We start from the raw sequence: 15,205 nt of genomic DNA on the forward strand, positions 1-15,205 counted from the left end.
CATTTTTTGTATTGTAAAGTCTTTCTTTTTTTAGGTAGAAAGAATATCAGAAATGCGTAACAATTCTTTATTAATCCCATGTTCTTCTTTGAGACCTTCTTCGAAGCTTGTAGCTTTAATTTCATTGTTCAATATCCCTACCATTACATTTTTTTCACCATCCAGTAATAATTCTACAGCTTTTACACAAAGTCTGCTCGCTAAGGTTCTATCAAAGCATGATGGAGAACCTCCTCTTTGCATATGGCCTAATACTGTAACCCTTACATCATAGTTAGGTAGGTTTTCTGTTACATAATCTGCTAATTCATATACATTTTTACCAATTTTATCTCCTTCACTAACCACTACTATACTTGATGACTTTCCTGAACGTTTGCTTCGGCGTAAAGATTCTAATAACCTGTCTAGTCCAAGATCTTCTTCCGGAATCAGAATCTCCTCTGCTCCTGCTCCTACTCCACTATTTAATGCTATAAATCCAGCGTCTCGCCCCATTACTTCTATAAAAAACAGTCGATTATGAGAACTTGCCGTGTCTCTAATTTTATCTATTGCACTAATTACAGTATTAAGAGCAGTATCGTACCCTATTGTAAAATTAGTACCTGCAATGTCATTATCAATAGTACCGGGAACACCAATAACAGGAATATTAAATTCTTCGCTAAACGTTTGCCCTCCTCTAAATGTTCCATCCCCGCCTATTAGTACCAAAGCATCTACTCCTATTTCTGAAAGCTTATCGGCTGCTTTTTTCCTACCTTCATACGTCATAAACTCTTTTGATCGCGCCGATTTTAAGATCGTACCTCCTGTACTAATAATATTACGCACGCTTCTGGCATTCAAAACACAATGATCTCCTTCTATCATACCTTGATATCCCCTATAAAATCCTACACATTTGATATTATAATATGCAGAGGCTCGTGCAACCGCACGAATTGCGGCATTCATTCCAGGAGCATCTCCTCCGGACGTTAAAACACCAATAGTTCTAATTTCTCTTGCCATTTTAGTTTTGATATTAGTTGGTTCTTAGACTATCCAAAATACGAATGTAAATCAAAATATTAATTCTCATCTGTAAAATTAATGAAATCCGGGGGGTCTATTTTTATAGTATCTTTTGGTTTGGCTATAGAGTCTTGTGCTTTAGCCTTTTTACCTTTGAATATTTTAGTCCATAATTCATTAAAATTATCAAAATCTACAGAATAGGATAATCCTGCTCCTTGTTCATATACTTGATTTCCTGCGCCTACAAACTGTATATCATTTTCTCTATTAAATACTTTTCCTCTTAAGGAGCCATCTTCATTAAACAAATATTCTATTTCTACATCTCCAACTACAGAAGATTCGTTCACTCCTCCTATAGGCACTCCTACTCTTCCATTTAATAAAATCCTATTATTGATTTGAGTAGAAAGCGTTAGTCCAAATCGGTCCGCATTCTCTTGGTCTAGTGTACGAGCTCCTTGTGTATAATTAAGGCCTACTTGAAATTTATCATCTTCATCAGAAAAAATACCATTAAAAATACTAGATGCGCGTTCTGCTACTAATCCACCAGTAATTGCATTAGCATCAAAAGTACCACTATAAAACTGCCCGGAAGATACTAAAGAAAGGGCTTGTAATTCTTTGTTGGCTCGATCACTCAATTTATAATCCAATTCACTCTTTACTACAGAGCTTAAATTCGGAAATTCTATATTAAAATTAACGTTTGGTTGCACAAGCTCTCCTTGTAGATCAACCACAACTTCTACAGGTATTTTGCGATTAATAGAAGCATTTTCTAATAAAATTGCCGGATTTGCCTCTGTACGATATACTGCACTAAGGTCTAAGAGTGCACGCGTTGGGCTACCATCCCAGTTTATTGTTCCTCCTTCTCTTACAGTAAATAATTTTTCTACAAAAGCTCCATATCTAAAATTATATGTTCCTTCATACGCTACAAAGTCACCCCACATATTGAATTTACCATTGGTATTGATTTCTATAAGAAGTGTACCTGCCCCTCTACCTTTTAGAGAGCTTCCTGTACTTTTATCTACTACAATTTCTACTTCTGCATCATCATTAACATCAAGTTCAAAATTGAGTTCTAGCCCTTTGATATCATCCAATACTATTTCTTTACCCTCAAGGCGTGCTCTCTTTTCTTCGGGGCTTAAAAAGTGAATATATGAGTTATCTCCGATAGATTCTGTTTCATTGAGAGGTATTTTGAAAACCGTTCCTTTTTCTGTTGTTGCATTTACATCAATTACTAATTCATCTGTTGGTCCATTTATAAAAGCTTCTCCCTTAATAAACCCTGTTCCATAATATAATGATTCTTCATCTTCCTCAGTATCTAGAACCAAAAGCCTATCGTTTGCATATAATTCTAGTGCTAATTCCCACTTAGAAAAACGTCTGTGCGCAATATATCCTGCGAGAACTCCTTTTGTATTATATTTGGTATCCCTTATATTGATATTATCAAAATTAAAACGTTTTTTATCTAGTAATACCTTGGCATTATTTTCTAAGTCGAGATCTACATTGAGATAAGGAATTTTTAAGCCTACGTCATTCAATTTTAATGTACCATCTATGTCAGGATTTTTGTAATTACCTGATACTTTTGCCTTACCAGATACATATCCTCTCATATCAGAAAGCACAATACCGCCTAAGGCACTAAACTCAGAAATATTAAACTTATTAAAATCAACATTCAAATCTATTAGAGGATTGGTTTTAGAAACATTGATATCTCCTAGTGCAGAAAATGTTTTTTCGTTATTCTCATTAATCAGCTTAGAATTGATATTATATTCTGTAAGATCTTCACTTCCTGCTACGTTTAGTTTTAACTCTCCCAGAAGTGTCTGATTAATATTAAGATCTCTAATTGTTATGGTTGATGTAGGAAAATAATTTCCACTCTCTTGTAGTAAAGAGAGTTCCCCGTCTACCCTACCTGCAAACCCTAGACTGTCAATACGTGGCGTAATTTTATTTAGGTCTACATTTTCGAATGTAGCTTTTAGGTTTTTATAATATTCTCCTTGAGCATTACCATCTACTTTAATTTTTTCATCTTCATAACTCAGGATGATAGATTTTATATCTATACTCTTATTTTCGTTATCAAAAATAATTTTATTGTTGCTCCTGCTCTTTTGTTTATTAGCATACCACGTATATCCTTTATAAGTAAAGTCTGATTTCTTTAATCCTACTACAGATTTGTTATTTTCATTAATGGTATGATAAAATTCTAAATTAAAATTGTCTGCATTATTTTTTCCTCCTTTGAATTCTGAATGCATAAATAAAGTATCATTTAGCTTCACATTAATCAAACTAAATTCTGAAGCATTATAATATCCGGAATCGATACTATCTATAGCTATATAGGTATTAAAAAGAGGGTTTTTGTTATCTACCTGTATGTTTACTTCTTCCATATAGTTACCAAATGCAGTAATAGAAGGTGATTTGAATGTAAGCTTAAACTCTGATTCGTTACTTTCTACCTTTCCTTTGATAAATGTATTTGGAGCGAATTGAATTTCAGGAAAAAATACGTCTACTATTTTATTATATATATTAAAATTAAAAATAATAAACTCGTCATCAGTAACTTCTTCCGGTTCAAAGTTTGTGTATAAACTACCAATAGAATTTCTAAATAGATCATATACATTTTCAAATCTGAAAACTCCTTTCACATTACCTTCAACAATATCTGGGCTATTAATTGTTATTGTTCTTACATTCTCTTCATCAAAATCAGATCTGATATCAAAGTCTTCAAAATAATAACTTGCATTTTGATTGGTATATAATGTTTTTTCAAAAGAGATAGATCCAGAAGCATCATTAATACCTTGTCCTTTCATTTTCATATAGACATCCCCGTTAAAAACTGAAATACTATCTCTAGTAAAAAGATTTAATTTATGAAGATCCATATGATCTACATACGCTACAAAGTCATAATTGCGAATTTCTTCAGATAAATCTGCAACCCCATTAAAACTAAACCTTGCATTTTGATCTCTAGAATTAAGGTTACCATCAAAGACACGATCCCTAAGGTTACCTCTGGCTTTCATATCAGTATAAACATACTCATTGAGCTCTAGTTTACTAATATCCCCTTCTATTTTGGTATCCAGACTTTCTAAAGTAAAACCACTACCATCTACATGAATATTAAAAGCCGAAATCCCAATTGTTTCAGATTCAATTAAACGACCTATATTAAAATTATTAGAAATAATATTTCCATTGTAACTAGCTTTTTTGAGATCACTCAAATTCTCTAACAAAACGAAGGCATTTATTTTTCCTAATTGTGAGAAAAGGTCCATATCAATATCTACGGCATCTGTAGTTACAATAGCATTTCCTTTTGCAGTTACACTACCAAATTGATATAATTGGCGTGGTAGAGATTTGCCTAATATCTTTGGCAAAAGGTTGACCAAATCATAATAATTAGTCGTCAAATTCTCAAAATCTCCTTCTAATGAAAATTCTGAAGGATTAGAGACCGCATTTTTAATATTAATATTTCCTTTTACCATGGATCGATCTAAACCTCTGATATTAGCATTAACAATATCAAAATTATTAAGATACCCTGATACCAAGGTGTTTTTAAGTCTCAGTTTTTGACCACTACCGAATTTACTATAAAAAGGGATTAAATCATTTGTAGATACAGTTGCTTTCGAAAAATTAGCCTTGATATGCACTTTGTTTTCAAAATCGACCAATCCTCCTCTTTCAAAAGAAAAAAGTACCTCTCCAAAAATTTCAGAATCTTTAGTTTGTATAATCAAATCTTGAAAATTCATTTCTGTAGGAGTGAGTAAAAAACAAGTTTGGAGGTCTGTTACATTAAGTCCTCTAAAATCATGAAATGAAAGTGAATTGATATTCAAAACAATATCTTCATCATCGACCACAAGATTTTCTGCTTCAAGATGTATCGAGTCGTACTCAACTACCTTTTGCGTATTTAGATTTTCATTTATAAATCTATACTTTCCGTTTTTTAAAAATATCTCTTTTGTCGTAAGAAGAAATGTATCTGTTGTAGTACTTTTTTGTTTACTATTAAATTTTCTGATAAAGGTCATAAGATTATCACTACCCTCATCTTTGTATATTTTCATAAAAAAATTAAGGTCTTCTATATATACCCTCCCCAATTTTGGGCGACCTTTTGAAATTTCTTTTATGTTGAGAATCGAAGTTCTTATCGTATTGACCTGTAAAAGTGTGTCATTATGATGGTCTTTCACTAAAACTTCTTGAAGGTTTATGTTTCCTGCATAAGTAAGTCCAATACGATTAATTTGAATGTTAACATCATATGTTTCATGAAGATACCCTGTTATTTTCTTTCCCAAATACGTTTGTACTGCGGGTATAGAAAACAAAATCACCAGAAATGCAAATAGTGACAAAAGAACAAGAAATGTTCTTAATAGTATTTTCCTAAGTTTTTTGATACGTTATAATGTTTTAACTTTGTCGACAATATTAACAATTTCTATGCCTTTTTCCTCATAATGAATGAACAAAAAACATATATTTTAGGTATTGAATCTTCTTGTGATGATACATCTGCGGCTGTATTATGCAACGACAAAGTATTATCAAATGTTGTGGCCTCTCAAAAAATACATGAACTTTATGGTGGAGTTGTTCCTGAATTGGCTTCTAGAGCGCATCAACAAAACATTGTACCTGTTGTAGATCAAGCTATTAGACAGGCGGGTATTACAAAAGAAGACCTTAATGCTATTGCATTTACTCAAGGCCCGGGATTGATGGGATCATTACTTGTAGGGACTTCTTTTGCAAAGTCTCTTTCATTAGCACTAGACATTCCATTAATTGATGTAAATCATATGCAAGCTCATATCTTAGCTCATTTTATAAGTGAAGAGGGATTCGATACACCTGAGTTTCCTTTTCTGGCGATGACTATAAGCGGAGGACATACTCAAATTGTAAAAGTAAACGACTATTTTGATATGCAGGTTATTGGCGAAACAATTGATGATGCCGTAGGAGAAGCTTTTGACAAAAGTGCTAAGTTATTTGGTTTACCCTATCCCGGTGGACCGCTTATTGACAAATACGCCAAACTTGGAAACCCAAAAGCATTTGAATTTCCTAAGCCAAAAGTTGGTGATCTTAACTTTAGTTTCAGTGGTCTTAAAACTTCTGTCTTATATTTCGTTCAAAAAAAGGTGAGAGAAAATCCAGATTTTGTAGAAGAAAACCTTAATGATATATGTGCCTCTCTTCAATATACGATTATTGGTATTTTAATCGATAAGTTAAAGAAAGCTTCTAAACAAACAGGAATAAAAAGTATTGCAATTGGCGGAGGGGTTTCTGCTAATTCAGGCATTAGAAAAGCTTTAAAAGACGGTGAGCAAAAGTTTGGCTGGAAGACATTTGTACCAAAATTTGAATATACAACAGATAATGCGGCGATGATTGGGATTGTAGGGTATCTAAAATATATCAAGCAAGAGTTTACAGATATGAGTGTTATTGCCAAAGCAAGAGCCAAATTTTAATATCAACTTTAGTTTCTTTTTAATCATACAATTAGGATGCAACTCTTTTTCAATAGCACATTAACCAAAACTAGTACTGAGATAAAGTTTTCTAGAGAAGAAAGTAAACATATTACGAAGGTCTTACGCAAAAAAGAAGGAGACGCCCTCTATATTACGAATGGAACTGGGTATCTATTTACTGCCAATATCATTCACGCAGAACTATCTCAATGTATTGCAGTAATCGAGTCTTGTGACCAAAAACCAGCAAAACCCTATCAATTACATCTTGTTGTTGCTCCTACCAAAATGAATGATCGATACGAATGGTTTCTTGAAAAAGCTACTGAAATTGGGATTGATCAAATTACTCCCATTATTTGTGATCGAAGTGAAAGAAAAGTTATTAAGCATGAGCGATTTGAACGGATTTTACAAAGTGCCACAAAACAATCCTTACAATGCTATTTACCAAAGCTGAATCCTGCAATATCTTTCTCTGATTTTATACATCAAACAGATCATTTTGGTCAACTTTTAATTGCTCATTGCGAAGAAGGCAAAAAAAAGACAATCAAAGATAGTGTAACACCAAAAACCAATACCACAATATTGATAGGTCCCGAAGGAGATTTTACACCACAGGAGATTACTCTGGCAATATCAAAAGGATATTTACCAATTACACTGGGAGATAATCGACTACGCACAGAAACTGCTGCAATATCTGCCGTACACAGTGTAGCTTTTGTGAACCTCTAATTAGTCCTTATTTTCTTTGTTTATTTAACCACCAGTCTAGTCGTTTTTCGACTTTATAATTACTGATCTTGGGTTTGGTTTCTGCTCTTTCTATCGTTAATGCTTTTATATCTGCAACAACAGACCAGATCGTACCAAATTTTTGTTTTTTCAAGTCTAAACATACACAACTATCCGATAGTATTTTTTTTGCATCTTGAATATCCATATGTTTAGTAGTCATCAAAACCTCTTTTAGTCTACTATATCGTTCTGTACTTTTACTCCATTCGACTTTTCCCTGATCATAGGATTTCATCTCCTTGGTTTCAAATTGATTCGTGATATGAATAAAGTTTTCATTGGGTTTTGGATATCGAACCATACTTTTTTCTACGGCAGATTCTACGACAGCCATATTTCCAAAACGATCTGCTATCAAAAAGTTATTGGCAGAAGATACTTTAGCACTTTTGATCATCATTATGGCTCCATCTATAGTGGCACACTCTTCTAAAACCTTCCTTACTATAAAATAAAAATTGATTCCGGGTCGAATTTGAGTACCATTTACAAATGACATGGCAATAAATATCCCTTTTTCGTTTACCCCATCTACTCTACCGATAAAAACATCTGATTGACTAATATACGCATATTTACCTTTAGGGGCGATTAAACTACTTTCTGTAAACTTTTTCAGAGAAAACAAGAAATCATAATTTCTACCAATGATTGTTGAATTTTTATTTTTAAAAGCAAAAACACTACAATATCCCCTAACATCCGGAATAACACTCAATAAAAAAGCACCTAATTGCTCCGGTTTCTCATGTATTCCCTTCGCAAAACCATTAATTTCTTCAATTACTTCAGGATAAAACTTTTTTAATTCTTCATAAGATTTAAGACCAAAATCTTTTTTTTCTTTACTAATATTGGGTAATATAAAACCATTTTTATGTAACAATGAACCATATTTAAGCCCCATTTCATAAAAATCTCCATATAATCTTGGATGATACATACACTATTTTTTTCTAGTACAAACATCTACGTTTATCAATACAAAAAAGTTGATCTATGATAATTAATGGCTTTTTAATATTTTTTTACGAATTCTCGAAAAACTCTCAGGTGTAATGCCCAAAAAAGAAGCTATATATTTTGATTGTGTTCGTTGCAAAACCTTTGGTTGAATTTCTAATAATTTGAGATACCGCTCTTCTGCAGAAAGAGTTTGCAAATCGATCAATTGCTGATTTTTGAGAATATACAACTGTTCTGCAGCTATCCTTCCTATTTTTTCGCTTACAATAGGACTTTCATATGCCTCTACTAATTTTGTAAATGGGATTGATATATACGTAATTGTTTCTAGAGACTGAATTTCTAAAGGACTTATCTTTCCTGTTAATAAAGAAGAATAATCACCAAAAAATGAGTTTTCGTAACACAAATCAACACATATCCTTTTATCTTTTTTGTAAACAAAATTACCTGTCGAACCTTCTATAATGTATCCTAAATTCATTTCTTTTTTGAAGGCATCTCTGAGAATGGTATTTTTAGGATATTGAAAATATGTTGAAACTTCTGAAAGCTTCCTGTAATCTACATCTATAATTCCAAAAGATTTTTTAAATACGGAACTTAGTATTTGTTCAATTTCAGTTTTACTCATGCTACAAAGCTAATTGAAACCATAAGAAAAACCATCATTAGTATTCCTATAAAGGATAAGAAGGAAAAAATCACAAAACACATCATACTGCACTTGATATAACATCTCACTTTTGAGTGTTTGAAGCAAAAAAGTAACAGGTTAGAAATACTAAGTAACAAGCACTGAACATGATTCTTCACACTCAAAGACTCAAAGCAAAACGCACAATACCAAATTACAGACTACTTTTCACTTTTACATTTTACATTTTACATTTAAAGTTTTAAATTGTTGACTACTGAAGTACAAGTAAGTACATATCTTTAGTTTGCTCGTATATACGTAACGCAAACACCCACAAAACGATACTGTTCTGTGGGTGTTGTTATAACTTCTATATTGATATTTATTTATCGTTTGGCGCTGTTTACAATCCTGTCGATAATTACATTAAGCTCTTCTATGGTAGTATCGATACCTGGTACTTGCTCGTTAATATAAAAAGCATTGACCAAAGTATAAAAGTTAACCATTTCCGGTTTAAGCACTCGTATCGCTTCTTTGTCTGTAATAGCTGTACTTTCTGCCTTCTCTGTATTACGTTTTGCAAAAACAATATCAAAATCCTGTTGATCCTGGTCAAGGTCTGTAACAAATCCTCTTAGCCCTGTAATCAAGATATCAGTTTGCGCTGTTTGAGTATCAAGTTCTTGAAGCAACGCTTTTACAGCTGTGCTTTGTTCTGCATATGGTAATTTATTGATTCCTCGGCCATGCTTGTTGAGTAACTGCTGTAATCGGGTGCTCGCTTCTTGATATTGTATGTTACGATGTCTTTTTGTACCGGCCTCTACATGTAATCTTATAGCATTGTAAGAGGTATCACGGTTCATATCTGCTGTAAATACCTGATCCGTTAGGTTTTCTTTGGTAGAGGTACCTACCGCTTGTCGTGCCAATGTAATGGCTGCCTCTGCTTTTTGAATGCTCTTATCAAATACCGTTTCTGCTTCGTGATTTTTTTGAATAACGCCTATTGATTGTTCTGCCAGGCTAATCAAATTCTCTGGGTTTAAATACGAAAAATGTACTTCTTTGATCATTATAAAATAGTTTTAAAAATAATTAGGGCGCAAATATATCAAAGCATTTCAAAAACGTTAATTAAAAGTTAACAAATATTATATTTAGTTAATAAATTTAACATTATTACTCCTGCCGGCAGCGGGAAGAAAAAAAATCATCAGAATTGCTCCTGCTGACAGCGGGAAGAAAAAAAATCGTCAAAATTGCTCCTGCCGACGGCAGGAAGGAAAAAAATCATCAGAATTGCTCCTGCAGATTACAGCAAGAAAAAAAACCATCAAAATTGCTCCTGCTGACAGCGGGAAGAAAAAAAATCGTCAAAATTGCTCCTGCCGACGGCAGGAAGGAAAAAAATCATCAGAATTGCTCCTGCAGAACTGTAAAGAATTATATCTTAAAATTGTAGAACAAAAACTATAATCCCCCTGAAAACAGTGATTGTTTTGTCTCCATAGAAATTTAATTTTGAAGAAAAAACATTTAACTAGAAATAGTATCAGATATCGGGTGCAAACTATACTATAGATCATCACCATATAGGTATTGTACCAGAATAACCTTTAACCAATACTACAATGAATAATATAACAAGAATAGTATTAGCATCTCTATTATGTTTTGTGAGTTTTACATTTGGTTTTCAGAAACCCCAAAAAAAACCACTTGTACGCGGAGAAGATCCGGTAGCGCATACGGTTTTTGATAATGTTCACTCTTATAGGGCTTCAATAAACAGTAATTTAGAAACCGTTACCAATGCATATCAATCATATATAAATCAAATAGATACGATCAGTGGTCTCCCAAAGGTCAAAAAAAGAATACGTTTATCAGCTTTACTTTCTGCATATGATGATATTCCAAATGTTAAAGAAGTTTTTACTAAAGAACCAAATGTTTATGTACCTGTAAAAGAGGCTAGTATCCAGTATATACAATGTTTAACCGAACTAAAGATTTTATATTCTTCAACCCTACGCTACTATTTCCGTGAAAGCTATAAAAATGATGACTATAAAGAAGCAAAGAAAATGAATCCCCAACTTATGAGTGCTTTTTATGGTTTTTTTCAAGCTCAATACGATCTTAAAAAAGAAATTATTGCTATTGGTAAGGAAAAAGGGTATTACTTAAAAGACCATAAAGTAACTAAAATGTCATCAATCCCTTCAGTTGCCTATCAAATAAAATTAGAAGGGTGTGATAAGGGAAAAGAAATGGCTGAACACTCTTTTAAGCAAAAAGAATATAAAATAATCAGTTATGGTTTACCTAGTTTTGACGCCGATGATTCTTATGAAACATATAAAACAAAAATGAAACAAAAGTACGGTATCAGATTCGTAGAAATTGGTTGTATAGTCTCAGGTTACCACTTGTGCTATAATGAAAGAATGAGGGAACTACTTAATCAAAAATTCAAAAAAGATATTTTTGACACTGATAAATAGGTGAATTCTATTAGACTACAACAAGAAATTAAAAAATAAAAGCAAAACCTAACCCGTTAAAGGTAATCATTCAACGAATTGCAGGTTGTTAGATGCTATAACTCAACTTTACAGAAACTATTTTACAATTTGATTGCTGTTGCTCCTGTAGTTTTCAAGTTTTCATTTTGTGTATAAGCAATAATAGAAAGTTGGTCTCGTTTTGTTATCCAATCTGGTACAATTATAGATATTTCTCCACTATTTTCTTGTTTGATCACACGGCTTGCTACAATATTGGTATTTTTTAATGTACGATTGCTATTTTCTCCTCTTTTTACAGGAGTATTACGAGCAGCAACTGTAAGCGCCAAAGTGATTTTATAAAAATCCTTACCTTCTACATGATAAGACAATTGTAATCTCTCTTTTTCTTTTTTTATATTATCTAAAGTGATATTAGTCGTGGTTTCGGCAGTTTTATACTTCTTCAATGCATTGTTTACCTTATAGCTATTTGACCCTGTAAAATGCTCACTACCGTTAACAACTAATTGAGGCGTATATATCGTTTCACTTCTAAAATGAGATGCGTATTCTCTTTGATAATTAGTAAACTCTTCTTTACTAAAAGGGTCTTTCCAGCCTAATCTATTCCAATAATCTACATGATAAGACAATACATACACATTTTGATCTTGATATTCGGCTTTTACTTTATCCAATAATTGATCTGCCGGAGGGCAACTACTACATCCTTGTGAAGTAAATAATTCAAAAACTATAGGTTGATTACTTTTCTGAGCTTTTATATGTGTGGAAAATATAACTAGGAATAAGATAAAAAGTTTCGTTATCGTCTGCATAATTTTAGTACTTTTAAACACTTTTATTAGACGATAATGATAGATAAACTTACATTTTACAGTTTTGTTTTTATACTTTCTGTATCGTTATATGGTCAGGATATTGCCGTTTTACAATATAAAGGAGGAGGCGATTGGTATAGTAATCCTACTGCGTTACCAAATTTGATAACATTTTGTAATCAAAATATTAATACAGCTATCGCTCCCAAACCCAAAACTGTAAAACCAGAAAGTATTGATATATTTCAATATCCTTACATACATATGACAGGACATGGAAATGTGTTTTTTACAGAAGAGGATGCAGAAAACTTACGTAATTATTTGATGAGTGGAGGTTTTTTACATATAGATGATAATTATGGAATGGAACCTTATGTAAGAAAAGAACTTGTAAAAGTTTTTCCGGATAAAGAACTTGTAGAACTCCCGGTTAATCATCCAATATTTTCTGCTCAATATAAATTCCCAAAAGGATTACCAAAAATTCATGAACATGATGGAAAACGCCCTGAAGCATTAGGGATCGTTCATGAAAATCGACTTGTTTTATTATTTACTTTTGAGAGTGATCTTGGTGACGGTTGGGAAAGTCCTGAGGTACATAATGATCCCGAAGAAGTTCGTACAAAAGCCTTAAAAATGGGTGCGAATATTGTTAAATATGCTTTTGAAAATTAATGCCTATACAATTAGACCACAATAAAACATCGTTTATCAAAAAACAGTTTCCGATAACCCTTATTTGTGATCGTGTTAATTCTCCCGCCAATATGGGAAGTTTATTTAGAATTGCTGATAGTTTTGGGGTAGAACAAATTTATTTTTGTGGTGAAGAGATTACTGTAATGAGTAAACGAATGGAACGAACAGCCCGATCTACTCACAAGATTATTCCTTATCACGAAGAAGATGATATTATACTCGTAATTGATACCCTAAAAGAAAAAGGATATACAATTCTAGCATTAGAAATTACAGAAAATAGTGTAGCTATTGATACATATCAACCCAATGTCGGTGATAAAATTGCTCTGGTAATCGGTGAGGAAAATCTAGGCGTTTCTGATCAGGTTTTAGAAAAAGCAGCAAACGCATTGCATATCAACATGTTTGGCAATAATAGTAGTATGAATGTTGCTACAGCAACTGCAATTGCCCTATATGAATTAACAAAAAGCTTATGAAGTCTATAATTAGGTTCAAAAAAGTTTTTTGTATTTTACCAAAATAACTTTTTACATTTCATATTAATCCATCATTATGAGTTTCAAGTATATTTGCGCAACATTTTTATGTATTTGTTTTCTTTCAATTCCTTTAACCACTTTTGCACAGGATAAAAATACAGAAGAGGAGGTAAAACAAACTTTGCTTACCATTTTTGAGCTAAGTAAAGAAAATAAGTATGAACAATTAGCTCCTTATCTTGTTTATAGAGGTAATGATGAACAACGCAAATGGAAAGACATCTGCAATCTCAATCATCCTGATGAAGTGGAGCAGCTTAAGCTTTTGAGCAAAGAAATAAATCGTCTTCACCAAATTAGTGAGCCTAAGTTTGTAGAATTTATTCAACAAGAAGAATCAGAAGGAAAATGGTATGTCTGGAAATTAGAATTTAAAAACGATACCAAAACAAGACCAGCATATTTTGCCTTTTTAAAAATCAATGGTCAATATGCTATTGGAGATATCGATTAAGAATTAGAAATAAATAGCTTATGAGTTCTAAAACAATAGCATATGGAATTTTGAGGGCGACTGCTATTATTATAGGAGTATTGGGCTTACTATGGTTTCTCTATAAAATACAATCTGTATTGGTATATATTGCTTTTGCAGCAGTTATCTCACTAATGGGCAGACCATTGGTATTGTTTTTAAAAAGAAAACTCAAATTTAATAATACGCTTGCAGTAGTTATTACCTTAATTATTTTTATCGGATTGCTTTCTACAGTATTTATGTTATTCATTCCTATCATTACTGAGCAGGGACAACTTATCAGTGAAATCGATATCAATACCATAAAGGCAGACCTAACCCGACTTAATCAGGAAATAAATGAATACTTTAACCTAGAACGGCTCAATATAGAAGAACTGATTCAAAAAACCGATCTTATTCAGTTTCTGGATCTAAAAGTTATCCCTAATCTTATTAATTCTTTTATTAGTGGCTTTGGATCCATTTTGATGGGAGTATTTTCTATCCTGTTTATATCTTTTTTTCTACTAAAAGACAGTTTATTACTTGAAAACAGTTTACTTGTCTTTGCTAAAAAAGAAGATGAAAATAAGTTTATGAGAGCTTTTACCAAAATTAAAGATCTCTTATCTCGTTATTTTGCTGGTCTTTTACTACAAATTACTATTCTTTTTGTTTTATACTCTATTATTTTATTAATATTTGGAGTCCACAATGCAATAGCTGTTGCGCTAATTGCCGCTATTTTTAACTTAATCCCGTATATCGGTCCTCTTTTTGGAGGAATATTTGTTATTATTCTAACAACAACAAGTAATTTAGGCCTTGATTTTCAGAGTGTAATTTTACCAAAAGTTACATACGTTTTGATTGGATATCTCATCGTACAATTAATTGATAATTTTCTTAATCAGCCTTTAATTTTTGGGAATAGTGTACGTTCTCATCCTCTAGAAATATTTTTGGCGATCCTTATTTTTGGATTACTTTTTGGGATTAGCGGACTTATAGTTGCAGTACCTTCTTATACTGCAATCAAAGTAATTGCAAAAGAATTTTTATCAGAGTATAAGATCGTAAAAAAATTGACCAAAGATCTGTAAATAT

The 15,205-nt window shown here is 32.3% G+C and carries 13 protein-coding genes; 7 read left to right on the top strand and 6 right to left on the bottom strand.

Annotated features, from left to right (window positions below):
• Window positions 1-30 precede the first annotated feature (30 nt).
• Together pfkA and FHK87_RS03475 are read right to left on the bottom strand one after the other, a co-directional pair.
• Complete coding sequence (gene pfkA / locus FHK87_RS03470; protein ID WP_140589796.1) at window positions 31-1,017, bottom strand: 6-phosphofructokinase; 987 nt, start codon at window positions 1,015-1,017, stop codon at window positions 31-33.
• 59 nt (window positions 1,018-1,076) lie between these two features.
• Window positions 1,077-5,486, bottom strand: coding sequence for a translocation/assembly module TamB domain-containing protein (locus tag FHK87_RS03475; RefSeq protein WP_226294046.1), 4,410 nt, complete (start codon window positions 5,484-5,486; stop codon window positions 1,077-1,079).
• A gap of 105 nt (window positions 5,487-5,591) precedes the next feature.
• On the opposite strand from FHK87_RS03475, the gene tsaD reads away from it, so the two are divergent.
• Window positions 5,592-6,614, top strand: coding sequence for a tRNA (adenosine(37)-N6)-threonylcarbamoyltransferase complex transferase subunit TsaD (tsaD, locus tag FHK87_RS03480; protein WP_140589800.1), 1,023 nt, complete (start codon window positions 5,592-5,594; stop codon window positions 6,612-6,614).
• Between the two features lie 36 nt (window positions 6,615-6,650).
• Entirely contained in the window at window positions 6,651-7,358 is a 708-nt protein-coding gene (locus FHK87_RS03485; RefSeq protein WP_140589802.1) for a 16S rRNA (uracil(1498)-N(3))-methyltransferase, read from the top strand.
• Between the two features lie 7 nt (window positions 7,359-7,365).
• Here FHK87_RS03485 and FHK87_RS03490 read toward each other — a convergent pair whose 3' ends face one another.
• The 3 genes from FHK87_RS03490 to FHK87_RS03500 all read right to left on the bottom strand — a co-directional run bounded on the left by FHK87_RS03490 (window position 7,366) and on the right by FHK87_RS03500 (window position 10,106).
• Complete coding sequence (locus tag FHK87_RS03490; RefSeq protein WP_140589804.1) at window positions 7,366-8,364, bottom strand: C45 family autoproteolytic acyltransferase/hydolase; 999 nt, start codon at window positions 8,362-8,364, stop codon at window positions 7,366-7,368.
• A 63-nt stretch (window positions 8,365-8,427) separates the two neighbouring features.
• A complete protein-coding gene (locus FHK87_RS03495) occupies window positions 8,428-9,021 on the bottom strand; it encodes a Crp/Fnr family transcriptional regulator (RefSeq protein WP_140589806.1) in 594 nt (197 codons plus the stop codon).
• Window positions 9,022-9,413: 392 nt separating this feature from the next.
• Window positions 9,414-10,106: a DUF6261 family protein gene (locus tag FHK87_RS03500; RefSeq protein ID WP_140589808.1), complete on the bottom strand. Its 693-nt coding sequence runs from the start codon at window positions 10,104-10,106 to the stop codon at window positions 9,414-9,416.
• A gap of 558 nt (window positions 10,107-10,664) precedes the next feature.
• Between FHK87_RS03500 and FHK87_RS03505 the strand changes: the two genes are divergently transcribed.
• Complete coding sequence (locus FHK87_RS03505; protein ID WP_140589810.1) at window positions 10,665-11,540, top strand: DUF3829 domain-containing protein; 876 nt, start codon at window positions 10,665-10,667, stop codon at window positions 11,538-11,540.
• Window positions 11,541-11,662: 122 nt separating this feature from the next.
• Here the strand turns inward: FHK87_RS03505 and FHK87_RS03510 are convergent, their stop codons facing one another.
• Window positions 11,663-12,385: a DUF1223 domain-containing protein gene (locus FHK87_RS03510; RefSeq protein WP_140589812.1), complete on the bottom strand. Its 723-nt coding sequence runs from the start codon at window positions 12,383-12,385 to the stop codon at window positions 11,663-11,665.
• Between the two features lie 36 nt (window positions 12,386-12,421).
• Between FHK87_RS03510 and FHK87_RS03515 the strand changes: the two genes are divergently transcribed.
• The 4 genes from FHK87_RS03515 to FHK87_RS03530 all read left to right on the top strand — a co-directional run bounded on the left by FHK87_RS03515 (window position 12,422) and on the right by FHK87_RS03530 (window position 15,201).
• Complete coding sequence (locus FHK87_RS03515; RefSeq protein WP_140589814.1) at window positions 12,422-13,069, top strand: DUF4159 domain-containing protein; 648 nt, start codon at window positions 12,422-12,424, stop codon at window positions 13,067-13,069.
• Entirely contained in the window at window positions 13,069-13,575 is a 507-nt protein-coding gene (locus FHK87_RS03520; protein WP_140589817.1) for a TrmH family RNA methyltransferase, read from the top strand. Before FHK87_RS03515 ends, FHK87_RS03520 begins: the two co-directional genes overlap by 1 nt.
• 76 nt (window positions 13,576-13,651) lie before the next feature.
• Window positions 13,652-14,092, top strand: a complete 441-nt coding sequence (locus FHK87_RS03525) for a hypothetical protein (RefSeq protein WP_140589820.1) — start codon at window positions 13,652-13,654, stop codon at window positions 14,090-14,092.
• A gap of 20 nt (window positions 14,093-14,112) precedes the next feature.
• Window positions 14,113-15,201, top strand: coding sequence for an AI-2E family transporter (locus FHK87_RS03530; protein WP_140589822.1), 1,089 nt, complete (start codon window positions 14,113-14,115; stop codon window positions 15,199-15,201).
• Window positions 15,202-15,205: the final 4 nt, after the last annotated feature.

Origin of the sequence: Aquimarina algicola (genome assembly GCF_006443095.1) — a bacterium.
Classification (GTDB): Bacteria; Bacteroidota; Bacteroidia; order Flavobacteriales; family Flavobacteriaceae; genus Aquimarina; species Aquimarina algicola.